The 26,610-nt window shown below is 31.6% G+C and carries 19 protein-coding genes and 1 tRNA gene; 10 read left to right on the top strand and 10 right to left on the bottom strand.

All coding sequences use genetic code 11. The annotated features are described in order from the left end of the window. Position 1 precedes the first annotated feature (1 nt). Entirely contained in the window at positions 2 to 412 is a 411-nt protein-coding gene (locus tag AB2B44_RS01385; protein WP_369047763.1) for a 6-phosphogluconate dehydrogenase, read from the bottom strand. Positions 413 to 723: 311 nt separating this feature from the next. Here AB2B44_RS01385 and AB2B44_RS01380 point away from each other — a divergent pair, with 311 nt between their 5' ends. The 6 genes from AB2B44_RS01380 (at position 724) to AB2B44_RS01355 (ending at position 6,655) form a co-directional block, all read left to right on the top strand. Next, entirely contained in the window at positions 724 to 1,821 is a 1,098-nt protein-coding gene (locus AB2B44_RS01380; protein ID WP_369047762.1) for a methyltransferase, read from the top strand. A gap of 306 nt (positions 1,822 to 2,127) precedes the next feature. After that, positions 2,128 to 3,099 (top strand): YjgN family protein, encoded by a 972-nt coding sequence (locus AB2B44_RS01375; RefSeq protein ID WP_369047761.1) that lies wholly within the window; start codon positions 2,128 to 2,130, stop codon positions 3,097 to 3,099. Continuing rightward, positions 3,100 to 4,209, top strand: a complete 1,110-nt coding sequence (locus AB2B44_RS01370) for a M48 family metallopeptidase (RefSeq protein ID WP_369047760.1) — start codon at positions 3,100 to 3,102, stop codon at positions 4,207 to 4,209. Next, the gene (locus tag AB2B44_RS01365) at positions 4,206 to 4,889 is read left to right on the top strand and encodes an SDR family NAD(P)-dependent oxidoreductase (protein WP_369047759.1); all 684 of its coding nucleotides are present in this window, start codon (positions 4,206 to 4,208) and stop codon (positions 4,887 to 4,889) included. Before AB2B44_RS01370 ends, AB2B44_RS01365 begins: the two co-directional genes overlap by 4 nt. Before the next feature lie 17 nt (positions 4,890 to 4,906). Continuing rightward, positions 4,907 to 5,497: a SprT-like domain-containing protein gene (locus AB2B44_RS01360; protein ID WP_369047758.1), complete on the top strand. Its 591-nt coding sequence runs from the start codon at positions 4,907 to 4,909 to the stop codon at positions 5,495 to 5,497. An 81-nt stretch (positions 5,498 to 5,578) separates the two neighbouring features. Next, entirely contained in the window at positions 5,579 to 6,655 is a 1,077-nt protein-coding gene (locus tag AB2B44_RS01355) for a mannose-1-phosphate guanylyltransferase (protein ID WP_369047757.1), read from the top strand. A gap of 17 nt (positions 6,656 to 6,672) precedes the next feature. Here the strand turns inward: AB2B44_RS01355 and AB2B44_RS01350 are convergent, their stop codons facing one another. The 5 genes from AB2B44_RS01350 to AB2B44_RS01330 form a co-directional block, all read right to left on the bottom strand. Beyond that, the gene (locus AB2B44_RS01350; protein WP_369047756.1) at positions 6,673 to 8,154 is read right to left on the bottom strand and encodes a DUF389 domain-containing protein; all 1,482 of its coding nucleotides are present in this window, start codon (positions 8,152 to 8,154) and stop codon (positions 6,673 to 6,675) included. Positions 8,155 to 8,250: 96 nt separating this feature from the next. Further along, positions 8,251 to 10,644, bottom strand: coding sequence for a TonB-dependent receptor (locus AB2B44_RS01345; protein ID WP_369047755.1), 2,394 nt, complete (start codon positions 10,642 to 10,644; stop codon positions 8,251 to 8,253). A 139-nt stretch (positions 10,645 to 10,783) separates the two neighbouring features. Then, a tRNA-Lys gene (locus AB2B44_RS01340) sits at positions 10,784 to 10,856 on the bottom strand. A 109-nt stretch (positions 10,857 to 10,965) separates the two neighbouring features. Next, a complete protein-coding gene (locus AB2B44_RS01335; RefSeq protein WP_369047754.1) occupies positions 10,966 to 11,730 on the bottom strand; it encodes an ABC transporter ATP-binding protein in 765 nt (254 codons plus the stop codon). Beyond that, positions 11,731 to 12,471, bottom strand: a complete 741-nt coding sequence (locus tag AB2B44_RS01330) for an MlaE family ABC transporter permease (protein WP_369047753.1) — start codon at positions 12,469 to 12,471, stop codon at positions 11,731 to 11,733. A gap of 113 nt (positions 12,472 to 12,584) precedes the next feature. Here AB2B44_RS01330 and pafA point away from each other — a divergent pair, with 113 nt between their 5' ends. Then, complete coding sequence (gene pafA / locus AB2B44_RS01325) at positions 12,585 to 14,219, top strand: alkaline phosphatase PafA (protein WP_369047752.1); 1,635 nt, start codon at positions 12,585 to 12,587, stop codon at positions 14,217 to 14,219. 162 nt (positions 14,220 to 14,381) lie between these two features. Here the strand turns inward: pafA and AB2B44_RS01320 are convergent, their stop codons facing one another. From AB2B44_RS01320 to fumC, 4 genes are all read right to left on the bottom strand, one after another. Then, on the bottom strand, positions 14,382 to 15,557 hold the full coding sequence (locus AB2B44_RS01320; protein ID WP_369047751.1) for a GlmU family protein: 1,176 nt from the start codon (positions 15,555 to 15,557) through the stop codon (positions 14,382 to 14,384). Positions 15,558 to 15,648: 91 nt separating this feature from the next. Then, positions 15,649 to 16,662, bottom strand: coding sequence for a formimidoylglutamase (locus AB2B44_RS01315; protein WP_369047750.1), 1,014 nt, complete (start codon positions 16,660 to 16,662; stop codon positions 15,649 to 15,651). A gap of 1 nt (position 16,663) precedes the next feature. Continuing rightward, positions 16,664 to 17,899 carry an imidazolonepropionase gene (gene hutI / locus AB2B44_RS01310; protein ID WP_369047749.1) on the bottom strand — a complete coding sequence of 412 codons (1,236 nt, stop codon included), beginning with the start codon at positions 17,897 to 17,899 and terminating at the stop codon, positions 16,664 to 16,666. A gap of 163 nt (positions 17,900 to 18,062) precedes the next feature. Beyond that, complete coding sequence (gene fumC, locus AB2B44_RS01305) at positions 18,063 to 19,463, bottom strand: class II fumarate hydratase (RefSeq protein WP_369047748.1); 1,401 nt, start codon at positions 19,461 to 19,463, stop codon at positions 18,063 to 18,065. Positions 19,464 to 19,600: 137 nt separating this feature from the next. On the opposite strand from fumC, the gene AB2B44_RS01300 reads away from it, so the two are divergent. The 3 genes from AB2B44_RS01300 (at position 19,601) to AB2B44_RS01290 (ending at position 26,560) form a co-directional block, all read left to right on the top strand. Further along, a complete protein-coding gene (locus AB2B44_RS01300) occupies positions 19,601 to 21,694 on the top strand; it encodes a S9 family peptidase (RefSeq protein ID WP_369047747.1) in 2,094 nt (697 codons plus the stop codon). A 121-nt stretch (positions 21,695 to 21,815) separates the two neighbouring features. Further along, positions 21,816 to 22,811 carry a PLP-dependent cysteine synthase family protein gene (locus AB2B44_RS01295; RefSeq protein ID WP_369047746.1) on the top strand — a complete coding sequence of 332 codons (996 nt, stop codon included), beginning with the start codon at positions 21,816 to 21,818 and terminating at the stop codon, positions 22,809 to 22,811. 296 nt (positions 22,812 to 23,107) lie between these two features. Further along, complete coding sequence (locus tag AB2B44_RS01290; protein WP_369047745.1) at positions 23,108 to 26,560, top strand: pyruvate carboxylase; 3,453 nt, start codon at positions 23,108 to 23,110, stop codon at positions 26,558 to 26,560. The last annotated feature ends 50 nt before the right edge of the window (positions 26,561 to 26,610 follow it).

Here is a 26,610-nt window from a genome sequence, read left to right as displayed (position 1 = left end):
TTTAATTACCCGTAGTTGTAGTAGATTCTGTTTTTTCTTCTAACTTTTGTCTTCCAAAATGAGGCGAAGCTTCTTCGGTTACTTGTGTAATAAAATATTTGGTGTCACCTAGCCAAAAAAAAGTGCCAAAACGTTCGGTGTAATTTACCTTAACATAATGACCTTGTAAATTTTGTAATTCTTCAATTACTTCTTTTTTATTTTTTTGTACCGAAAAAGAAAAAATTTGAGCACCTGAAATTCCTTGGCTAATTTCACCTTCCCAAGTTTTAAATAAAACGCCTTTATGGCTAATTTTTATTAATTCACCCGAACGAACTCCTTGACTGTATGGTACGTAATAAATAAAAGCATAATATAAAGCAGCAGCAAGTATTATTACGCCAATGATAAGACTCAGTACTTTTTTCATTCAAATAAGTTTAAGTTAAACATTTACGGTTTTAAGATATCGTTTTTTAACCACAATAAAAACTAAAATCTAATTTTTTACTAATAAGGTTTTACTTTTCAAAAATACTACAAAAAAAAATAGTGTTTAGTCTTTTGCAGAAAATAGAAATGTATTTTACTTCAATATTTTTGAAAACTTCGAATTAAAAAATATTCGAAGAGTACTTAACCTTAATTTTGTTAGTATCTTTGTTAATCAACAAAAGCTTATATGTCTGCTGTTTTTTTGTAGAGATAGAGTGCTGTAATTTATTTTTATATCGATTTTTTTTGGAATCTGAACTAATAATCCATTCAAAACAATATCAGTTAAAACGTTATCCTATTACTACCCAAACTTCTTTACGAGCTTGGAGTAGCGCAGAGCTGTTGGCCTTAACCTATATTACGAATAAAAAATATAACACAGTTTGTTTATATAATGATCGCTTTGGTGTTTGGAACTGTACATTGCATGATAAAAACCCTACAACTATCTGGACCTATGCGAGCCAACAAAAAGCTATTTCTAAAAATTTGTTGCGTAATGGTTTAAATGCTAATGTTATTTTTAAAACACCGTTAGATGAGCTTAATACGATTGACATAGCGCTAATAAAAATTCCGAAATCGGTAGCGTTATTTGAGCTTTTTTTACAGCAAATTTATAAAGCAGCTACTTCTGATACTGAGGTGGTTTGTTGTTTTATGACCAAATATTTTTCGGCAGCTACTTTAAAAGTAGCAAGTTATTATTTTGAAGAGGTGCAACAAACAAAAGCATGGAAAAAAGCACGATTAATTATTTTAAAAAAGGCTAAAAAAGAAGCTTTACCTAAACTAGCTGAAAATACAGATACAATAATCTGGAAAGAAAAACAATTTAAACAATACTATGGGGTGTTTTCTTCGAGTGGTATTGATGTTGGCACCCAATTTTTGTTAGCAAATTTACAAGTAAAACCTACTGAAAAAAATATAATAGATTTAGCATCGGGTAATGGAGTAATTGCGTACCAAATAACACAGCAAAATTCAAAAGCAACAGTAACTTTAATTGATGATTTTAATTTAGCTATAGCCTCATCTAAAATTAATTTAAAAGGCTTACAAACCCATTTTATATGCGATAATAATTTAAATACGCTACCATCTCATTCATTCGATTTGGTTGTTTCTAATCCGCCATTTCATTTTGAACACGAAAATAATATTGAAGTAGCTTTGTCGCTTTTTAAGCAGGTAAAAAATTGTTTAAAACCCAATGGGCGATTTTTGTTAGTAGCTAATTGCCATTTAAACTACAAAACACATTTAAGTGTTCTTTTTAAAACGATTAATGTGATAAATAAAAACAATCAATTTATTATATACGAATGCATGTGCTAGGTTTTTAAGTTACACGAGCTTATATCGTTTAATTTAACAGATAAACGTGTAAACCATTTAACGATACTTTTTATATTATTTATCTACGCAAAAGGCAATATTAGTCTAATATTTATGATATAAAGCCATTATAAAACTACTTTTGAAGTGTAAGTTTTTTGTAGTTTTAAGTTTGTTTTTTTAGAAAAAGGTAGTGTATAGAACAAAATATACACTACCTTTTTTAGGTTAAAACATAAAGGCATGACATTATTTGCAAAACCAAAAATAAAATTGCAAATTTGAAGTTGTTCTACATAAAAAACTATGGAAGTTATACCTAATTTAAATCCTGAAAAAAAACAATTTAATTATTTTGGGAAAGGAAGTGAATTTGCAATTATATATTTTAAAAATATTTTATTAACCATTTTTACATTGGGGATATATTATCCTTGGGCGAAAGTAGAAATATTAAAATATTATTATCAATCGACAGAACTAGACAATTCTAGATTTTCTTTTACAGGTACAGGAAAAGAAGTTTTTAAAGGGTTTGTAAAGGTATACGCCATACTTATATTTTTATTTATTTTTTTAACATATACCATTCAATCGAAAAGCCAAACCTTAGTTGTTGTTGGTTTTAGCTTGTTTTATTTGTTTGTTTTGCTCGTTATTCCGTTCGCTATACATGGGGCTGCTCGGTATAGAGCTTCAAGAAGTGCTTGGAAAGGAATTCATTTCAAATATTTAGGTAACCGAATGGAGTTGTTTTGGAAATGTTTAGGTGGTTTTTTACTAACAATATTTACTCTAGGAATTTATACTTCATGGTTTACTGTTGATATACGCAAATACATTATAAGCCATTTGCGATTTGGAAATTTATCGTTTGATTTTAAAGGAAAAGGAGAAACCTTATTTTGGATTAATTTAAAGTTTATTTTATTGCTATATCCTACTTTAGGAATTTATACGCTTTGGTATCAAAAAAATCTTTGGAATTTTTACGCCAAAAACACTGAAATTACTCAAAATGGTAGAAAAATAGACTTTAATTTTACCATGAAAGCGGGTGATGTTTTTGAACTTTATGCGGTAAATTTTTTATTAATTGTTTTTACTCTAGGTATTGCCACCCCATGGGTTATTATGCGTACTTTTAAATTTATATTTCGTTTTTTATATATTGAAGAGGGGCTTGACACCGAAAGTATTCAGCAAGTTTCGTATGATGATTATGATGACGCTTCAGGCGATGATTTTTTAGACTTCTTAGATTTTGATTTTATATAAATGAATTTCGATGTTGATTATTTTGATGGTAAATCATCTAAAACACATAAAGCTACTCTTGTACCGTATTTAGAAAATTGGAAAATTTCTTTTGTAGATGGTTTAGAGGGGGCAAAAGAAGTTGTTTGGAAAGTAGAAACGGTTCAAAAATCGGAAGTCTACACAGAAGGGTTTGTGTCTTTTACCTACGGCAAGACTTTTCCGTTTCAAAAAATAGAAAGTAACGACCAAGAGTTTATTAATTACCTTAGCCAGAGTAAACATAAAAATATTACCAACAAATTAGATAATTGGTTACACAAATCAAGGTTAAAATCTACACTATTATTGTTAACTTCTATTGTTGCTGTTGTAGTAGCAATGTATTTTTATATACTACCTACAGTAGCTGTAATTTTTGTTAAAAACCTAGATAAAGAAAAAGTTGAAAATTTCGGCAATTATGTTTTTGAAAAAATGGCTTCTAATATGGTTTTTGTAGATTCGCAAACCTATGATTTGCAGCATTTTGTAGATGCAATGCAAATAGATTGTGAGTTTCCCATACAAATTTATGCGGTTAAAAGTAACGAGTTAAATGCTTTTGCATTGTCGGGCGGAAAAATAGTTGTGTATACCTCACTTTTAGAAAAAATTGAAAATGAAAATCAATTAGCCGCTTTAATTGGGCATGAAGTTTCACATATAAAAAACAGGCATATGTTAAAAAATATTGCTCGTCGTTTTTCAGGAACTATTTTTGCATCAATATTTTTAGGCAATATAAATGGAGTAATGAAGACTATTGGTGAAAATGCGCATTTGTTTTCGCAACTTTCGTATTCTAGACGTTTAGAGAAGCAGGCAGATATAGATGGGTTAGAAATACTAGAAAAAAACCATCTTGATTTAAAAGGTATGCCAACCTTATTTGAGGCATTGAAAGATCAACCCTCAATTGATGTTCCTTCTCTTTTTAATGACCATCCAATGTTAGCAGATCGTATAGCGTACACTAAAAAAATAGCTGAAGCACAAAAGCAGGTTCAACAAAACAATATTTTAAAACAAAAGTGGCAAAATATTGCAACTTCTTTTTCTGTAAATAAAAATCAATCACTAAAAAAATGAGTAAAAATGTAGTAATTACGGGTACCAGTAGCGGTATAGGTTTTGAGTTGGTAAAATTATTTGCTCAAAACGGACATACTGTTTTGGCTTTATCTAGAAACACGAAACCTTTAGAAGCCTTAAATCTTGCCAATTGCACGGTAATTTCTACTGATTTGTCAAACGAAAATCAAGTTAGCAAGGCTGTTGAATTTATAAAAAATAACTGGATACAAGTAGATGTGTTAATTCATAATGCAGGTAAGCTAATACATAAACCATTTACAGATTTAACATCAAAAGACTTTTTAGAGGTGTATGCTGTTAATGTTTTTGCCGTTGCAAATCTTACAAAAAAATTAATTCCGTTTTTAAAAAAAGGAAGTCATGTGGTTACAATTAGCAGTATGGGAGGGGTGCAAGGCAGTATGAAATTTCCAGGATTAGCAGCTTACAGTTCGGCAAAAGGAGCTGTGATAACCTTGTCAGAGTTACTTGCAGAAGAATATAAAGAACAACAAATAGCATTTAATGTATTGGCTTTAGGAGCGGTGCAAACTGAAATGTTAGCAAAAGCTTTTCCAGATTATAAAGCACCTGTTTCAGCACAAGAAATGGCTAATTATATTTTTGATTTTGCGTTAAAAGGAAATAAATTTTATAACGGAAAGCTATTACAAGTATCGAGTTCTACACCTTAAAAAAATAGACACGTAAATTGACTGTTAGTTTAGTAAAATATATTCCCGAAAAAGCTGTTCCGTTAGTTGAGTATTTAATTGCCGAACATAAAATTAATTTAAAAATAGTAAATCAACGACAAACCAAGCATGGCGACTTTAGAACATTTGCTAATGGTAGAACTCAGATAACGGTTAATAATAATCTTAATCCATACCAGTTTTTATTAACCTTAATTCATGAAATTGCTCATCATGTTACGTATAAAAAATTTGGGGCAGTAAAACCACATGGTAGCGAATGGAAAACGGTTTTTCAGCATTTAATGTTGCCTTTTTTACATCCTTCTATTTATCCAAAAACAATTTTGCCATTGTTGGCTAAGTATATAAAAAATCCAAAAGCAAGTACAGATACTGATGTTAAGTTATCATTAGCTTTAAAAAGTAATGTTGCCGAAAGCGGAAAGAATTTTATCTTTGAACTGTCGTATGGAAGTGTTTTTGTTTTTAAAAATAAGCACTACAAAAAAGGAAATAAGAGAAGAACACGGTATGAATGTTTAAATTTGTCGAATAAGCGGGTGTATCTTTTTAATCAAAATGTAGAAGTTTTACGAGTTAAATAAAAGCGACCTTTAATTAAACAGAAGAAGACTTAACAAAATCATATCGGTAGTTAAACAATAATAAAATTAAAATTTATTTGTATGAATACAAATTATTATGCAGTAATTATGGCTGGTGGCGTAGGATCTCGTTTTTGGCCTGTGAGTACGCAAGAGTTTCCAAAGCAATTTCATGATATGTTAGGCACGGGGCAATCGTTAATTCAACGAACTTTTGACCGAATTAATCAGTTAGTTTCTTCAAAAAACATACTTATTGCTACTAATGAGCGGTATAGAAATTTGGTGCTAGAGCAATTGCCGAAAACAACTGAAAAACAGTTGCTTTTAGAGCCTGCTATGCGAAATACAGCTCCTTGTATTTTATATGCTGCATTAAAAATTTACAATCAAAACCCAGAAGCGGTTATGCTTGTAGCTCCGTCAGATCATTGGATTGATGATGAAAAAGAATTTATAAATAATATACAAACTTCGTATGAAGCATGTCAAAGCAATGATATTTTAATGACTTTGGGTATTCAGCCCAATTCACCTAATACGGGTTATGGGTATATTGAGTTTGCAAAAGAAGAAAGCCAGATAAAAAAAGTAAAAAACTTTACTGAAAAACCCAATTTAGAAACGGCAAAGCAGTTTTTGGCAAGTGGTAATTATTTATGGAATGCAGGTATTTTTGTTTGGTCTGCTAAAAGTATTATTGCTGCGTTTAAACAATACTTGCCAGATATGGTGGCTATATTAGATGATGGCAATGCTGTTTATAATACCGATTTTGAAGATGATTTTATTAAAAGTAATTATGCTTCTTGTGAAAATATTTCTATTGATTTTGGTATTATGGAACCTGCTAAAAATGTACATGTTTTACCCGTAGATTTTGGATGGAACGATTTAGGCACATGGGGTTCTTTGTATAATAAACTCGAAAAAGACAAAGATAATAATGCGGTTGTTGCGGCTGAAACTATTTTTAGAGATGCACAAGGAAATATGGTTAAAACCCAATCAGGAAAACACGTTGTTATTCAAGGGTTGAATAATTTTATTGTGGTTGAAAAAGAAGATGTTATTTTAATATGTCCGCAAAAAGATGAGCAAGATATTAAACAAATAACAGCACAGGTAAAAGATACCTTTGGTGATAGTTTTGTGTAAATAAAAGGCTTGTCTTTTTAATTCATTTGCTTAATAAATATAGTATCTAGTTTTAATTCGGTTTGTAGCCAAGATTTTAATTCTTTTTGTTTAGTTTCAATGTCTTTGGGGCTTAATTTTTTATTCCATTTAACTGTGGCTATCGGTAGGGTGTCTATTTTTATAAAGTCTTTAGAGGTGAGTAAATTGGCAAATCCAATTTCTTCTATATTTTGATATCTAATTTTGGCATCTTTGGCTATGCTACTAAAAGCCACTATTTTTTTGTGTTTGTTAAGCGCATCTTGTTCTATGCGCTGATTTAAATTAGAAACGGTGCTTTGTAGGTCTTTTATTTGTTTTTGTAACCCTTCAATAATGTTTTTGCTTTCCTGTAATTCTTCTCTTTTTTCTTGATAAGCAGTAGTTATCAATTCAAAACTTTTTGTGTTACTACCTTTAATTTTAATTTTTAAATCTTTTAAATAAGCGTATTGAGGGTCGTTTGTTAGTTGATTTTCTAGCATGTTTTTTTCGCCATCGCTTACCTCATTAAAAAAGCTTAAATTCAACACTTTAGTGTCAGGGTTAAAATCTTTGTCTATTAATTGAAATTTAGGGTTAGATTTTATTTCATTTTTTATAAACTTATTTAATTGATCGTTTACTCTACTTTTATTTAGCGCATTTACAAAAGTGTAAAATGCAGGAATCATTGCTATAATACCTACTAGTGCCGCAACTGTTGCATAACGTTTTCTTCTAGCGGCATTAGCATATTTATGCATTGGAAACCGAAGTAGTTTTAAAACAATAAAAGTGGCTAAGGCAATAAAAATGGTATTAATTGTAAATAAATACATAGCACCTAAAAAATACTTAAACCCATCAAAGCTACCCATTAACCATTTCGATAATCCAAAACCAGCAGTACAAAGGGGCGGCATTAAAGCGGTAGCAATTGCAACACCAAAAATTACCGATGCTATAGTGCCTTTTTTTGTTCGAGCAACCATAAGAGCTAATCCACCAAAAAAGGCAATTAAAACATCTCTTATGTCAGGTGAGGTTCTTCCTAATAATTCAGAAGTATCTTCGTTTAGCGGGAAAAAATAGAAGAAAATAAATGATGTTAAAAGACTTAGTATAATCATCGTGGCAAGATTTATTGCCGATTTTTTAAATACATCTACATCATTTATGGCGAATGCCATACCTAGCCCTAAAATAGGCCCCATTAGCGGTGAAATTAACATGGCGCCAATTACAACAGCTGTTGAATTAGCATTTAACCCAATGGAAGCAACAAATATGGCAAAAATTAATATCCATGCAGTAGCTCCTTTAAACGGAATGTCATTAGTAATCGCCTCAATTGTGGCAGAATAATCAGTGTCTTCGCGAAAATCGAGTAATTCTTTTAAATATTTTTTTATACTTATCCACAATCCTTTAGCTTCGTCTTTTATTTCTTGCTTAGATTGTTCTACTACTTCGTCTTTAGATAAATTTTCTTCCATTGTAGGGTTTCATATTTTTTCGAAATATACAAAAAAAGAATTCTTACAGAAAGAATGAAATAGTAGAATTAAGGTTTATTAGTAACTATTTTCTTATTAAAAATCAACGATGAGTCCAATGCTAGGCAAAACGGTTCCTGAAGTGTTATCTAATTGCTCTAAAATATATTTATTGTTGTCATTAGGGTCTACCATATTATTGCCATTCGCATCCTTTTTAGGAATTAAGAAAGGTTGTTCTGTAGATTTACTATTTAATGCATTTTGAATGTCAAAATATAAATTAAGCGCTAAAGTTTTCCAATACCAAGTTTTATCAATTCTAGCATCTAGTTGGGTAAATGTTTTAAATCGCAGGGTATTTAATTGGCTGTAATCGAGTATTCCTTTGTTTGTAATGTCGTAGTTTTTAATTAAAGACGAAGCCTCCATGTCATAAGGGGTGTAAGGTCTTCCACCAACTAATCTATAACGCAAACCAATTTCCCAGTTTTTTTTAAGTTTAGCGCCTCCAGTAAAAGTTAATAGATGTCTATTGTCCCAAGCAGAAGGAATAAAATCGTTATACTGGTTTTTAAATTGGCTAAAAACATAGGTGTAGGCTAAAATTCCGTATAGCCCTTTATACGATTTTTTTTGAGCTAATAATTCAATACCATAAGACTTGCCGATAGAAGTTGATGTAACTTGTTCGTTACCTATAACGCCAAAATCAGAACCTAGATTTGCTAAGCTAATTTGTTTGCTAGTAGAGAAGGGGTAGTTTTTGTATTTTTTATAAAATCCTTCTAAGGTAAATTTCAAGGTGTTTTTTGGTTTAAATTCTAACCCACCAACCAAGTGGCTTGCTTGTATGTAACTTGTGGTGTTTTTGTTTACTAGGGTATTGTTATTATCTCTAAAACCTAAAATTGTGTATGCGGGCAATTGGTAGTATATGCCAGCAGTAGAATTAATTCGCCATTGATTGGTTAATGCATACGATAACGAAATTCTTGGCGAAAATTGGTTAATCGGATTTTTCATTTCAGTATTATATGTGTTCGCATCAAATCTTACACCTACAGAAACTCCTAATTTGGCGTTAAAATAATCTTTGGTCAACTGCCCAAATAAATTATACTTAAAAAGGGGTAGTGTTGAGCTGAAATTAACAAGATTTGTGGTGCTGTTTGCTATTTTTTGAAAAGTCGTATTATGGTATAACGCTTGTTCTAACCCAAACCCTACGTTAATTTTATATTCGTTTTTGGTTGTACTCAGATTTTCGAATCTAAATTTTGTTTCGGTTTCTTTAGAGTTGTAATTATACAGTAAATCTGAAGGGTTGTTTGTATTATTATAATACTTTACCGCAGTGTTTTTCCATTCATTTCTACTGATAATATATTGTTGGGTCGAATTTTCTTTAAACGTTTTATAACGTACCCCAAGAGTATAATTCCATTGTTTTTGTATGGGTATGTTGCTTAGTATATAGTTGTTTCGTTTTAATTTTTCTTCGTCGGTTACTTTATTGTTTACCTCTTGGTTGAGTTTAAAATTATCTATTGCCCCTAAACCAATAACAGAAAGTTCGCTATTGTTTTTAAAGGTGGTATTTGTTTTAAATTGAAAATCGTTGTAAGTAGGCAAAAAAGGAAGTTTAATCGCTTTAAATAAAAATTGTAAATACGATTGTCGTGCCGATGCAATAAAAGTGGTGTTTTTAGTAATAGGGCCATCGACAGTAAAACCAGCGTCTGAAGAACCTACAGAAGCTCTGTAGTTAAGAGCGGTTGGATTTCCGTTTTTTTGTGTAAATTCAATTATAGAACTTAGCGTGTTGCCTCTTGATGCAGGAAAGGCGCTAGCATAAAAATCTACTTTTCTAATTAAATCTACATTGATAATGCCCACAGGGCCACCAGTGGCTCCTTGAGTTTGAAAATGATTAATAACAGGAACTTCTATACCGTCTATATAAAACTTGTTTTCAGATGGTGAGCCACCACGAATAATAATATCGTTTCTAAAACTCGGGTTTGATGCTACACCAGGCAACGATTGTATTACTCTTATAACATCTCGATTACCGCCTGGGTTTTTTTCAATTTCTTCTAAACCTAAGCTTTGTAGTGATAAAGGACTTTCTAATGATTTTTTAAATAGCTTTCTTTTTATTACTACTTCGTTTAAGGTTGCGTTACTTTCGCTTATTTCTAAAACTACGTAAGGGGTTTTTTCTTGAGTAACTAAATAATCGTTAGAAATAACTGTTGTGTAACCAACATAAGAAATTTCAATTTTTACATAGCCAAGAGGTGAATTAGGTATGGTAAATTCTCCATTTTCATTAGTAATGGTTCCAATAGAGGTGCCTACAATTATAACATTTACATAGGGTAATCCTTCTCTTGTTTTATTGTCTATTACTTTTCCTTTTATGGTGCCTTGTGAAAAACTACTTAGTGCAAAAATAAAGAGTATAACTGATAGCGCTGTTTTCATTTGAATGTGTTTAAATAAAACAATTTTGTTGTTTTGGTTGTTCTTAAAGAATACGAATGGTTGTAATTATAACGAAATGAAAAGTACAAAAATAGTCACAATAAAAAAAGCTTCTCTTATTATAGAGAAGCTTTTTTTGTGACCGGGCTGGGGCTCGAACCCAGGACCCTCTCCTTAAAAGGGAGATGCTCTACCAACTGAGCTACCCGGTCTTAGCTTTTGTTTAGCGGATGCAAATATATGGGGTTATGTTTAAAAAACAAATATTTTTATAAAAATAAATTAAGGTTATTTTTTTGGGTGTTTTATAACTAAAGTAAACTACTTTTCGTTTAAATATGCTTCACGAACTTTTTTAAATAAGTTAGAAGAGTATACAAAGTTTACAACGGCTTCGTTATCTGTTTTAAAGATTTCATTATTAGTGCCTTCCCATGCTTTTTTACCGTTTTTTAAGAATACAATTTTGTCGCCTATTTCCATAACTGAATTCATGTCGTGCGTGTTAATTACGGTGGTAATTTTATATTCTTTAGTAATTTCTTGTATTAAGTTATCAATAACAATAGCTGTTTGTGGGTCTAATCCTGAATTAGGTTCATCACAAAATAAGTATTTTGGATTCATAACAATAGCCCTTGCAATAGCAACTCGTTTTTGCATACCTCCAGAAAGTTCTGTAGGAAATTTTTTGTTAGCATCTTTTAAGTTTACTCGTTTTAAAACAAAATTTACCCGTTCTATCATTTCAGAATAGGGTTGTTTGGTAAACATTTTTAAAGGAAACATTACATTTTCTTCTACAGTTAACGAGTCAAATAAAGCACTTCCTTGAAAAACCATACCAATTTCTTGTCGCCACTGGCGTTTTTCTTCTTCGTTAAATTGTGTGTTTATTTTTCCATCAAACGAAATAGTGCCGCTTTCAGGAATATGTAACCCGATTAACGATTTTAAAAATACGGTTTTACCTGACCCACTTTGCCCAATAATTAAACTTGTTTTACCTGGGTAAAAAGTGGTGCTAATTCCTTTTAAAACTTCAACTCCGTTAAATCCTTTATGTAAGTTTTTTATTTCTATCATTTAAGTTAATAACATTTGAGTTAAAAAATAGTTTGCTATTACTATTACTACAACAGTCCAAACCACCGATTGCGTACTGGCTTTACCAACTTCTAACGAACCACCTTTTACAAAATAACCGTGGTACGATGGTACAGTAGCTATTAAAAAAGCAAATACTAAAGTTTTAATTAAAGCGTAAGTAATTAAAAACGGATCAAATTCTAATTGTACACCAGTAACGTAATCTACACCAGCAAATAAGCCCGATACAACTCCTGCAACCCAACCCCCAAGAATACCTAAAAACATAGATAAAACAATTAGAAAAGGATAGAAAAAAAGCGTAGCTATAATTTTAGGTAAAACTAAATAATTTAAAGAGTTAATACCCATTACTTCTAAGGCGTCTATTTGTTCAGTAACACGCATAGTACCAATACTAGAGGTAATATACGAACCTACTTTACCCGCTAAAATAATTGAACAAAAGGTAGGGGCAAATTCTAAAATTATAGAACGTTTAGTGGCAAAACCAATCAATGATTTGGGTATAAACGGATTGCTTAAATTTAAGGCGGTTTGTAACGAAATTACGCCGCCAATAAAAAAAGATATAAAAGCAACAATACCTAAAGATTTTAAACCTAATTCATCAATTTCTCTAAATAAAGCTTCTTTAAATACTCTAGCTCGCTGTGGTTTTGTAAAAACCTGTTTTAACATGATAAAATATTTACCAATATGCTCAAAGTAATTCATTAACTATTTTTTTGCTAAAGTATTAAAATTAGATTAACTCTTGCCTATTTTAAAGTAGGTTACCTTATATATTTATGTATATTTGAAGCCTCAAAATTATTATTTTTAAAAATATGAAAAAAACTATCCTTTTAATTTTTGTCTTATCTATATTTATGGCATGCCATAACCCTTCAAAAAAACAATCAAAACCTAAACTAGTAGTAGGTATTGTAGTAGATCAAATGCGATATGACTATTTGGTTCGTTTTGCTGATAAATATGGCGAAGGCGGTTTTAAAAGATTGTTACGTGAAGGCTTTTCAGTTCAAAACACACATTACAACTATATACCAACTTATACAGCGGTAGGGCATACCTCTATTTTTACAGGAACCACTCCAATAAATCACGGTATTATTTCGAATAATTGGTACGATAAATATTTAAAAAAAATAGTTTATTGTGTTGATGACAATAACTATAGAACCATTGGTAATGATGGTGAAGGTGGAAGAAAATCACCCAATAGACAATTAACAACGACTATTACAGACCAACTTCGATTGGCTCAAAATATGCAAAATAAAACCATAGGGGTTTCTATTAAAGATAGAGCTGCTATTTTACCTGCGGGTCATACAGCAAATGCTGCTTATTGGTTTGATGGTGGTGCTCAAGGAACTTGGGTTTCTTCTTCGTATTATATAAAAGAATTGCCAAATTGGGTACAAGAATTTAATAAATCAGGCAAAGTAGACGCTTACCTTAGTAAACCATGGGAAACGTTATATGATATTAATACTTATACTGAAAGTATTGCTGATGATAATAATTTTGAAGGCACGTTTAATGGAGAGGAAAAACCTGTTTTTCCACATGATATCCCAGCATTGCGTAGTAAAAATAATAACTATACAATACTAAAATATACCCCATCAGGAAACTCGTTAACAAAAGACTTTGCAGAAGCGGCTATTATAGGTGAAAATTTAGGTAAGTCGAAATTTACCGATTTTTTAACGCTTAGTTTTTCATGTACTGATTATGTAGGTCATCAGTATGGAGTGGCTTCTAAAGAAATTGAAGACACTTATTTACGTTTAGATAAAGATTTAGAAAGCTTTTTACAGTTTTTAGATCAAAAAATAGGAAAAGGAAATTACACTTTATTTTTAACGGCTGATCATGCAGCGGTTCAGGTTCCTGCATATTTACAGTCAATAAAAATACCAGCAAAGTATTTTAGTTATGTGAAGTACGAACAGTTTATAAAAGAAGTTTGTAAAAAATATTTTAAGTCAGAAGATTTGGTTGAAAATATTTCTAACTTTCAAATATTTTTAAACAAAGAAAAAATAGAGTCTTTAAAATTAGATGTAAATACGGTAGCACAAAGGTTAGCAGATGAATCAATTAGCTACAAAGGAATATATAAAGCCGTTACTGCTCGTACATTACAGACAACTAGTTTTGATAAGGGTATTTTAAATTCGTTACAAAATGGGTATAATCAAAAACTTTCAGGCGATGTATTATTAGTGCCTACTCCTGCAACAGTTAGTTACCCGAAAAAAGGAACTACGCATGGCTCAGGATATTCGTATGATACTCATGTGCCTTTAATTTTTTACGGAAATGGAATTAAACAAGGGGTTTCTAAAAAAGAACATGAAATTACAGATATTGCCCCAACGATAGCTACATTACTTCAAATAGAAGCGCCTAATGGAAACACGGGTAAAGTAATTACAGAAGTGTTAAAATAATTTAACGGGTTAACCTATTTATTAGCAGTAAAATATACTCTTAATTAATAGAGGTGTTTTTTTAGAAACAAGGTTAACGGTTTACTTAATAGAAGAATATTAAAAAAGGTGAGAAAAAAAATCTCACCTTTTTTAATTAACTTAATTTATTAAAAATAACAATTAGTAGTTTCGATATTTTTTTGATATTTCAAAAACATGCTCTAAAATAGTCTGTTCTTGTTCGTCAAAAACTTCATTTTTTCTAGCCATTACTACTTTTACTACTTCAAGAGCTTTGCTGGTTTTGTACTCGGTAAACCCAGATGCACCGCCCCAACTATAAGAGGGGATAAAGTTTCTTGGAAATCCACTACCAAATATATTAGCTGATACCCCAACCACCGTTCCGGTATTAAACATAGTATTGATACCACATTTAGAATGGTCTCCCATCATTAACCCGCAAAATTGTAGTCCTGTTTTTTCAAAACGTTGTGTTTCATAGCTCCAAATTTTTACTTCGGCATAGTTGTTTTTTAAGTTAGAATTATTGGTGTCGGCACCTAGATTACACCATTCTCCAATAACAGAATTACCTAAATAACCTTCGTGACCTTTACTAGAATAGCCAAATAACACCGAATTATTTATTTCTCCTCCTATTTTACAATAAGGGCCTATAGTAGTTGGTCCATATACTTTTGTTCCTAATTTTAGAATGGCTTTTTCACACAAAGCAAATGGGCCTCGAATAAGAGAACCTTCCATAATTTCGCTGTCTTTACCAATGTAAACAGGGCCGTTTGAAGCATTGATACAAGCAAAGGTTAAGGTTGCGCCTTCTTCGATAAAAATATTTTCTTTATTAATACAGTTAACTGTTTCGGGTATGGGTTGTGATTTTTTACCTTGAGTAAGTAATTCAAAATCAGCTTCGATAGCTTTTCCGTTTAAAGAAAAAATATCCCATGTGTTTTTAATTTGTATTAACTCTTTTTCAAATTCAATTTGTTTGTAATTATCAAAAGATACTTCGTCTTGTGTATCAGAAGTGTAAAAAGCAACGACATCTTCACCCTTAAAAATAGCTTCATTTTCTGATAGTTTTTTTACCATAGCTACCAATTCTTTTGTGGGTAAAAAAGAGGCGTTTACGAGTATATTCTTTTCCATTTCTACCATCGGATATTTATGTTCTAAATACTCTTCGGTAATGGTAGTGGTGGTTAGTCCTAAAAAAGTTTCCCACTTTTCTCTAATGGTTAATATGCCTACTCTAATATCGGCAACAGGTCGTGTAAAAGTAAATGGCAATAATGCATTACGCACATCGCCATCAAATAAAATATAGTTCATTGTTTGAGCTTAACTTCAAGAACAAACTTACAATAAAAATACTAGTTGTTAAAATTATACCTTTTTTGAATGTATATAAAAAATTTAAAAACTAATAGCTATATTTTTTAGCTTTAATAAAGTCAGAAATTAAATAACTAATAAATTTACCAACTAAATTTGTGGCTATTGAATGGTTACTTATTGCGGGTGCACCCTCGCAAATATGAAGGTAGCTGGCGAGGTTAAGTTTGCCAAAAGTGTATACAAATTCTCGGGTTTGCTCAGGGGTAAATCCACTTGGTGTTATGGCACTGGAAGGGAAATTTTGAATGCAATCTAAATCAATTTCAATACCAAAAGGTGCATTTTTAATGAAATTTTTGGCGCGGGTTAATTCGCTTTCAAATCGAGTGGTTTTATAAATGGCTAGCTCTTCAAAAGTATTGTATTCTATATTAATATTGTTATGAATTAAATCGAAAATATATTGAGGGGTGTAATTTTCGTGTAAACCAAATATAAAATAGTTTTGTAAAAAACCTTCTTTTAAAGCATATGAAAAGCCATTTCCACTATGGCGTTTTTCTAATAAGCGTAAGTCGGTATGTGCATCAAGATTAATAGCGTTTATAGGTTGTTTTTTGGCTAATGATAATCCTTTTAAATTACCAAAAGCATTATTATGACCCCCTCCAATAATTATGGGTATTTTGTTTGATTCAATTATAATTTGAATAATTTCAGATAATTTATCATCAATTTTATTAACAATAGTGTCGCCTTTTTTTCGATTAGTAGGGTCAAAATTTACCACTTCGTTTAAACAATCTAAATAACCCAAAACAAGAATGTCGTTGCCTGTTATAAACTGGTTTTCTTGAATGTTTAGCAGAGCTTTTAAAGCGGGTATAAAAGCTGTGTGTGCACCACCTAAACCATAATTCATACGTACACCAATGTCTTCTGGAACTCCTAAAATAACAAATAAAGCATCTGAATTTTCAAGCTCAACAAATAGCTGTTTTTTAGGATTAAGAGTTGTTACATTTTCGCCTAACTTTATTTCTCCTTTACGTGTGTTAGTTAGGTTTTCAATATCGTTATGAGAAAAAAAGGTAAGCATTTTATATTTTTTTTCCATTAATATATACTGTGTCAATTACTGTAGAACCAAAGTTATAAGGTATAAAACCATAGCTTGGAATAGGTTTGGTAACTATAAAATTAGCTTTTTTACCTATAGTGATGCTACCTACCTTATCAGCAAGATTCATAGCGTAAGCTCCGTTTATAGTTGCTGCATTTATTGCCTCTTCAGGAGTCATTTTCATTTTAATGCATGCGGTAGCAACTACAAAATTCATGTTTCCAGAAGGTGTTGACCCTGGGTTAAAATCAGATGCTAAAGCTAAAGGTAATTTAGCATTAATAATAGCTCTAGCAGGGGTGTATGGAATGCTTAAAAAATAAGAACACGAAGGTAGGGCCACAGGCATGGTATTTGAGTTTTTTAGTGCATCAATATCATCTTGGGTCATAACCTCTAAATGATCAACAGAAAGGGCTTGGTGTTTTATGGCTATTTGCACACCGCCAATTGAATTAAATTGATTTACATGAATTTTAGGGTGTAACCCATATTTTTTTCCAGCTGATAAAATGTGATTAGTATCGTTAACTGAAAAGTAGCCTTTTTCACAAAAAACATCAATAAATTCGGCCAGTTTTTCGTCAGCAATTTTAGGAAGCATTTCGTTAATAATTAAATCAACATAACCAGAAGGATTTTTTTTGTATTCTTTAGGAAGGGCGTGTGCGCCTAAAAAAGTAGCTTTTATGGGTAGTGGATAATTTTGTTTTAATTGCTTAATAACACGCAACATTTTTAGTTCAGCAGCAACGGTTAGCCCATAACCCGATTTTATTTCTAAAGCACCTGTGCCTAACATCATTATTTCTTCTAATCGTTTGGCAGATTGCTCATACAATTCTTCTTCTGAAGTTTCTTGTAGTTTTTTTGCTGAATTTAAAATACCGCCACCTTTATTAGCAATTTCTTCGTAGCTTAAACCATTAATTCGGTCAATAAATTCTTGCTCACGATTTCCTGCATATACTATGTGGGTGTGCGAATCGCACCAAGCAGGTAATATCATTTTGCCAGAGCAGTCTATTTTTTTGTCAAAATTAAATATGTGAGAGTCACTCATTTTTCCGTAAGAAATAATGGTGTCGTCTTTAATTAGTAAAAAGGCATTTTTAATAGTGGGTAAAATACCCATTGCAGGACCTGATACTTTTTTAATGTTTGCCTCTCTAACTTGAATGAGCTCTTTGATATTTGTATATAAAGTTGTCATTTATTATTACAATAGATATCACAAACTTACGGTAAAAACTACAATTAAATTAATTTTTAAAATAGATTAGAGGTAGTTTTATAATCTAGTGTTTTCGTTTTTTATTGAGATAAAAAAAGCTACAATGTTAATTGTAGCTTTTTGTTTTTAGTTTAAAAAAATATTATTTTAAACTTCCAATCATATCTTCTGGTTTAACCCACTCGTCGTATTGTTTAGGTGTTACATAGCCTAATCGAATAGCTTCTTCTTTTAAAGTTGTTCCGTTTTTATGGGCGGTATTAGCAATTTCGGCTGCTTTATAATAACCTATTTTTGTGTTTAAAGCCGTAACTAACATTAGCGAGTTATTTAGTAATTCGTTAATTCGGGTTTTATTAGGTTCAATTCCTACAGCACAGTTAATATTGAAAGATGCGCAGGCATCACCCAGTAATTGGGCAGACTGTAATACATTTGCCGCCATTAGAGGTTTGAATACATTTAATTCGTAATGTCCTTGTGTGCCTCCGATAGTAATTGCTACATCGTTACCCATTACTTGAGCACATACCATAGTGAGTGCTTCTGCTTGGGTTGGGTTAACTTTTCCAGGCATTATAGAAGAGCCAGGTTCGTTGGCGGGTATAATAATTTCGCCTATGCCCGAACGAGGGCCAGAAGCTAGTAAGCGAATATCGTTAGCTATTTTGTTTAGTGAAACAGCTAATTGTTTTAAGGCTCCGTGGGTTTCTACTAATGCATCATGTGCCGCTAAGGCTTCAAATTTATTTTTAGCGGTTATAAAAGGTAGTCCTGTAAATTCAGCAATATACTTAGCAACAAGTACGTCGTAGCCAGCGGGGGTATTTAACCCTGTTCCAACAGCTGTACCACCTAAGGCTAATTGCGATAAATGCGCTAGTGAATTTTGTAGTGCTTGTAATCCAAAGGTTAATTGAGCTACGTACCCAGAAAATTCTTGCCCTAGGGTTAGCGGTGTAGCATCCATTAAGTGTGTGCGTCCAATTTTTACAACTTGGTTAAAGGCTTCAGATTTTGCTTGTAAGGTATCTCGTAGTTGTTGAATACCTGGTATGGTGGTTTCTACAATTTTTTTATAAATAGCAATATGCATACCTGTAGGAAAAGTGTCGTTTGATGATTGTGATTTGTTTACATCATCGTTAGACTGAATAGTTTTTTCACCTTCACCAATTACTTTTCCAGCAATTTCATGTGCTCGGTTAGCAATTACTTCGTTTACATTCATATTGCTTTGTGTACCCGAACCTGTTTGCCAAATAACTAACGGAAACTGGTTGTTTAGCTTACCAGCTAAAATTTCGTCGCAAACTTGAGCAATTAAATCGCGTTTTTCGATTGTTAAAACACCTAATTCGGTATTGGCATAAGCTGCGGCTTTTTTTAAATACGCAAATCCGTATACAATTTCTAGAGGCATAGAGGCTGGTGCGCCAATTTTAAAATTGTTTCGAGAACGTTCGGTTTGTGCTCCCCAATATTTATCGGCAGGCACTTTTACTTCGCCTAAAGTATCTTTTTCGATTCTATATTTTGTCATTTGAAATAATTTAAAGGGCTTAAAATTAAAGAGACTCAAAATTACAAATTCTATAAGAATAAACTAATGACTAGATATTTTTTATTGTTGATAATTTTATTAAACCTTACCTTTGCGCTTGCTTGTAAAAAAATAAAATGAAAAATATAGATATACATCCTCCTATAGCAGAAAAAATACCTGTAAAATTAGAAAAACACGGAGATATTCGGGTAGACAATTATTTTTGGATGCGGTTAACCGATGAACAAAAAAACGCTCAAAATAAGGATGAACAAACCCGAAAAGTATATGCTTATTTAACACAAGAAAATGAGTATTACAATAAACTAACGCAAAACACCAAGACCTTTCAAGAAGAATTATTTGAAGAAATGAAAGGGCGCATTAAAGAAGATGACGAAACGGTGCCTTACAAAAGTAACGGTTATTTTTATATTACACGTTTTCAAAAAGGAGATCAGTACCCTATTTATGCTCGAAAAAAAGAAAGCTTAACGGCTGATGAAGAAATTTTATTTAATGTAAATGATGAGGCTAAAGGGTATAGTTACTTTCAGTTGGGAGGTTTAAGTGTGTCGCCTAATAATAAATTGGTGGCTTTTGCTGTAGATACAGTTAGTAGAAGACAGTACATAATACAAGTTAAAAATTTAGAAACAGGTCAAGTTTATGTAGATAAAATAGAAAATACCACAGGAGGTTCTATTTGGGCAAATGACAACAAAACGTTGTTTTATGTAAAAAAAGACCCTGTAACTTTACGTAGTGCTAAAATTTATAAACATATTTTAGGTACAGATTCAAGTTTAGATCAACTTGTTTTTGAAGAAAAAGACGAAACGTTTAATGCTTTTGTTTCAAAAACCAAGTCTAAAAAATATATACTTATAGGTTCGTATAATACGGTTTCTACAGAGTATAGTGTTTTAGAGGCTGATAACCCCAATGGGATATTTAGAATAATTCAACCTCGTGAACGTAATTTAGAGTATGATGTTGACCACTATGGCGATTATTTTTATATCAAAACGAATAAAGATAATGCTATCAATTTTAAATTGATGAAAACTTTAGAAAATAAAACAGCTAAAGAAAATTGGACAGATGTTATTTCGCATAGAAAAGACACTTTATTTGAAGACATGTCAATTTTTAAAGACTATTTGGTTATAGAAGAAAGACATGATGGACTTAGCAAAATACGTGTTAAAAGTTGGGATGATTCGGTAGATTATTACTTGCCTTTTGACGAAGAAACCTATTCGGCAAGTGTACATTATAATCCAGATTTTGATACTGATATAATTCGATATTCATACAATTCGATGACTACGCCAAGTTCTGTCATTGATTTTAATATGAAAACGAAAATAAAAGAAGTAAAAAAAGAACAAGAAGTTTTAGGAGGTACATTTGATAAAAATAATTATACCAGCAAACGAGTTTGGGCAACAGCTAGAGATGGAAAAAAAATACCCATTTCATTGGTGTATAGAAAAGATATAGAAATTAATAAAAACACCCCTGTTTTTCAATATGCTTATGGTTCGTATGGTTATACTGTTTCTGATGGATTCTCAACGACCCGTTTAAGTTTATTAGATAGAGGGTTTATATTTGCTTTGGCGCATATCCGTGGTGGACAATATTTAGGGAGAGAGTGGTACGAAGAAGGTAAAATGCTTCATAAAAAAAATACATTTACCGACTTTATTGATTGTTCTAAATATTTAATAAATCAAGGGTATACCTCTCCAAAACATTTATATGCAATGGGCGGTTCGGCAGGTGGATTGTTAATGGGGGTGGTAGTAAATATGGCTCCAGAATTATATAATGGAGTTATTGCGGCAGTTCCTTTTGTAGATGTTGTTTCAACAATGTTAGATGATAGTATTCCATTAACTACGGGAGAGTATGATGAATGGGGAAATCCGAATGATAAAATCTATTACGATTATATTTTATCATATTCGCCCTACGATCAGGTAAAGGAGCAAGATTATCCTAATATGCTGGTTACTACAGGGTTACATGATAGTCAGGTGCAGTATTGGGAACCTGCAAAATGGGTGGCTAAATTAAGAGCGTTAAAAACAGGTAATACTAAATTATTTTTACATACCGACATGGAAACAGGTCATGGAGGAGCCTCAGGTAGATTTGATACGTTAAAAGAAACAGCTAGAGATTATACCTTTATTTTAGATACCGAAGGTAAATTATAATAAAATTTAAAAAACAGTACGAAATAGATTTTAAAATTTAATGGTTAAACCGTACTTTTGCAGACAGCTACAAATAAACCCACAATTTTTTTAAAAAAAAAGTGAGGCTTTATATTAAGAAATGACACGAAATCAAGAAGCTATTAATACGATATTAGAACTAATTGGGCAAACCCCATTAGTAAAACTTCAAAAAATAACAAGTCAATTAAAAGGACGTTATTATGCGAAATTAGAAGCTTTTAATCCAGGGCATTCTTCAAAAGATCGAATAGCTTTACACATAGTTCAAAATGCCGAAAAAAAAGGTATTCTAAAACCAGGAGATACAATTGTAGAAACCACCTCAGGTAACACAGGTTTTTCGCTAGCAATGATTGCTATTGTAAAAGGTTATAAGTGTATTTTAGCTGTAAGCGACAAATCATCTCAAGATAAAATAGATATGCTTAAGGCTATGGGGGCAGAGGTGCATGTTTGCCCAGCCTATGTGCCTGCCGATGATGCTAGGTCATATTACGAAGTCGCTAAAAAATTACACAAACAACACGAAGGCTCAATTTACATTAATCAATATTTTAATGAGTTAAATATAGAAGCACATTATTTAACTACGGGTCGTGAAATATGGGAGCAAACCAAAGGAAAAGTTACTCATGTAGTAATAGCAAGTGGTACAGGAGGTACTATTTCTGGTGTAGGTAAATATTTAAAAGAACAAAATCCTAATATTAAAGTTTTAGGAGTAGATGCGGTAGGTTCGGTATTAAAAAAATTTCATGAGACAGGCGAGTTTGACGAAAGTGAAATTAGTTCGTATAAAATTGAAGGCTTAGGAAAGAATTTAATTCCTACAGCTACTGATTTTGATATTATCGATATCTATGAAAAAGTTACCGATAAAGAGGCGGCTTTTAAAGCTCGCGAAATAGTAAAAACAGAAGGTATTTTTCCTGGGTATACCTCTGGGGCGGCTATGCAAGCAACTCAGCAATATGCCGAAAAAGGGTATTTTGATGACAATAGTGTGGTTGTTATTATTTTTCCTGATCATGGCTCTCGCTATATGAACAAAATATATTCTGAAGATTGGATGAAAAAACAAGGTTTTCTATAAAACTTTTAGCCTAAAAACGGGTTAAATAATTTTCAAAAAATAAGCTACAATTAAACACTTCATAAATTATTTAGAGCTCTAGATATATTTTTTAAACTTTTGATAAGGCTAATTTTAAGTCTTTTTTTTATTTTATTTATTAGTGATAACAAATACGTTTTATATTATACTTATTTTGTTAATCTGTTAAATTACTGATTTTTTGTAATTAAAAGTGGGGTTTCGGCTAAAGAAATATAAATTAAAAATTAACTTTGTCGATTAAATAAAGAACTAATTAATAATAACGTTAAATAATGAAAATACAAAAAGTACTGGTTGCAAATAGGGGAGAAATCGCTATCAGGGTATTTAGAGCTTGTGTAGAAGTTGGTATAAAAACGGTAGGTGTTTACACTTATGAAGATCGATATTCTTTACATCGTTATAAGGCAGATGAATGTTATCAAATAGGTGATGATAATGAACCTTTAAAACCGTATTTAGATATTGATGTTATTATTAAGGTTGCCTTAGAAAATAAAGTAGATGCTATTCATCCTGGATATGGATTTTTATCTGAAAATGCAGAATTTGCTCAAAAATGTGAAGATAATGGTATTATTTTTATAGGTCCTAAAGTTTCTGTTTTAAAAGCGTTAGGAGATAAAATAACAGCAAAAGAAGTTGCGGTAAATAATAATATACCAATTATAAAAAGTAGTGAAGAAGATTTAACTTCTGTAGAAATAGCATTATCAGAAGCCGAAAAAATAGGCTACCCTGTTATGTTAAAAGCTGCTTCAGGTGGTGGTGGTAGAGGAATGCGCGTAATTCGTGATCAAGAAGAACTAAAAAAGGCTTATCCAGAATCGAGAAGAGAATCTTTAAATGCCTTTGGAGACGATACGGTGTTTTTAGAAAAATATGTAGAAAACCCCAAACATATTGAAATTCAAATTGTTGCCGACTCTCATGGCAATATTGTGCATTTATATGAAAGAGATTGCTCGGTACAAAGACGTTATCAAAAAGTAATAGAATTTGCACCTTCTGTAGGATTATCAGAAGAAATTAAAAACAAACTATATCAGTATGCGATTGATATATGTAAAGCAGTAGATTATAATAATATTGGTACAGTTGAATTTTTGGTTGATGATGATGGTAGTATTTATTTTATAGAGGTTAACCCACGTATTCAAGTAGAGCATACGGTAACAGAAATGATAACCAATATTGATTTGGTAAAAACTCAATTATTTGTTGCTGGAGGATATAAATTATCAGACAATCAAATAACAATACCAAGTCAAGAAAACATTACTATTTCGGGTTATGCGTTACAGTGTAGGGTTACAACCGAAGATCCAGCCAATAATTTTAAACCTGATTATGGAACTGTAACTACTTATAGAAGTGCCTCAGGTTTTGGTATTCGATTAGATGCGGGGAGTATTTATCAAGGTGTAAAAATTTCACCTTTTTTCGATTCAATGTTAGTTAAAGTTTCTGCTAGAAGTAGAACATTAGATGGTGCTTGTAGAAAAATGATGCGTGCCTTGATAGAATTTAGGGTTAGGGGTGTAAAAACAAACATAGCTTTTTTACAAAATATATTACAACATAGTACCTTTAGAAAAGGTGAGGTTACTGTTAACTTTATAAAAAACGAACCCAAGCTTTTTAAGTTTACAGAACCTAAAAATAGAGCGAATAAATTAATTGATTTTTTAGGGGAAGTAATTGTAAATGGTAATCCAGATGTAAAAAAAACAAATCCAAGTCACCAATTTTCACTTCCTGCAGTACCTAAATATCCTAAATTAGAAAAATATCCCTTAGGAACAAAAGATAGATTAACGGAATTAGGACCAGAAAAATTTGCACAGTGGTTAAAAAATGAGAAAAAAATTCATTTTACCGATACCACTATGCGTGATGCGCACCAAAGTTTATTAGCTACTCGAATGCGTACTATAGATATGCTAAAAGTTGCAGAAGGGTATGCAAAAAATCATCCAGAAGTATTTAGTATGGAAGTTTGGGGAGGTGCTACTTTTGATGTTTGTTTACGCTTTTTACAAGAAAACCCATGGGAGCGTTTAGCTTTATTAAGAAAAGCGATGCCAAACCTATTATTACAAATGTTAATAAGAGGTTCTAATGGAGTTGGTTATACGGCTTATCCAGATAATTTAATTGAAAAATTTGTAGAAAAATCGTGGGAAACAGGAGTAGATGTTTTTAGAATATTTGATTCGTTAAACTGGATGAAATCTATAGAACCTTGTATTAACCATGTAAGAAAAAGAACACAAGGTTTAGCAGAAGGCTCTATTTGTTATACAGGAGATATTTTAAACCCTGCAAAAACAAAATACGATTTAAAATATTACTTACAACTAGCTAAAGATATTGAAAATGCAGGAGCTCATATATTAGGTGTAAAAGATATGGCTGGGTTGTTAAAACCTGAAGCTGCTTACGAATTAATTAGCGCATTAAAATCAGAAATTAATATACCTATACATTTACACACTCACGATACTTCATCAATTCAATCAGCTACCTATTTAAAAGCAATTGAAGCAGGAGTAGATGTGGTTGATGTTGCACTTGGTGGGTTATCAGGTCTTACCTCACAACCAAACTTTAACTCGTTAGTTGAAATGTTGCGATTTAATTCGAGAGAAAATAAGATAAACACTCAAAAACTTGCTGAGTACTCAAATTATTGGGAAACCGTAAGAGGGTATTATTATCCTTTTGAATCGGGCTTAAAATCGGGTACTGGTGAAGTATACGAACATGAAATACCAGGAGGGCAATACTCTAACTTAAAAGGGCAAGCCATTGCTTTAGGATTAGAAGATAAGTTTACTGAGGTTACTAAAATGTACGGAGAAGTAAATAAACTGTTTGGCGACATTGTTAAAGTAACGCCAAGTTCTAAGGTGGTGGGCGACATGGCGCAATACATGATAAGTAATAATTTAACGGTTCAAGATGTGATGGAAAAAGGCGATACCATTTCGTTTCCTCAATCTGTAATCAGTTTCTTTAAAGGTGATTTAGGGCAACCTGTTGGAGGGTTTCCTAAAAAACTACAAAAAATTATCTTAAAAAATGAAAAACCATACACTAGTAGACCAAACGCTCATTTAAAACCAATAGACTTTGAAAAAGAATTTAAAGTATTTAAAAAAGAGTTTGCAAAAGGTATGGGGCGCGATTTAGAAATTACCGATTTTCTATCGTATAAACTATATCCAAAGGTGTTTACCGATGCTTACAACAACCATTTAAAATATGGTAATGTAATGAATATTCCTACAAAAAACTTTTTGTTTGGAATGAAGGTCGATGAAGAAATAATGATTGATATAGAACCTGGTAAACGAGTGTTAGTTTCACTGGTGCATAAAACTGAAGCAGATGAAACAGGGCATGCAATGGTTTTCTTTAAAGTAAACGGGCAAATGCGAACAGTTTTAATAAAAGATAACTCTGTAAATGTCGAAAAAATAGAAAATTTAAAAGTAGATACTACCGATAAAAAACAAATAGGGGCACCTTTACAAGGATTATTATCTACTGTATTAGTTAAAAAAGGAGATCAAGTTAAAGAAAATCAACCTTTATTTATTATTGAGGCTATGAAAATGGAAACGACTGTAACCGCTGTAAATACAGGGGTAATAGCCAAAGTACAATTACCAGCAGGAACTTTAGTTGATGCCAACGATTTGATTATAAAATTAGAATAATACAAGTTCGAATAGTCGATTAAAAATGTTAGTTTTGCAGTTTAAAAATA

Source organism: Tenacibaculum sp. UWU-22 (assembly GCF_041021355.1).
Taxonomy (GTDB): domain Bacteria; phylum Bacteroidota; class Bacteroidia; order Flavobacteriales; family Flavobacteriaceae; genus Polaribacter.
The sequence above is the reverse complement of the archived record's forward strand: the minus strand, read 5'-3'. Positions and strand labels throughout refer to the sequence as shown.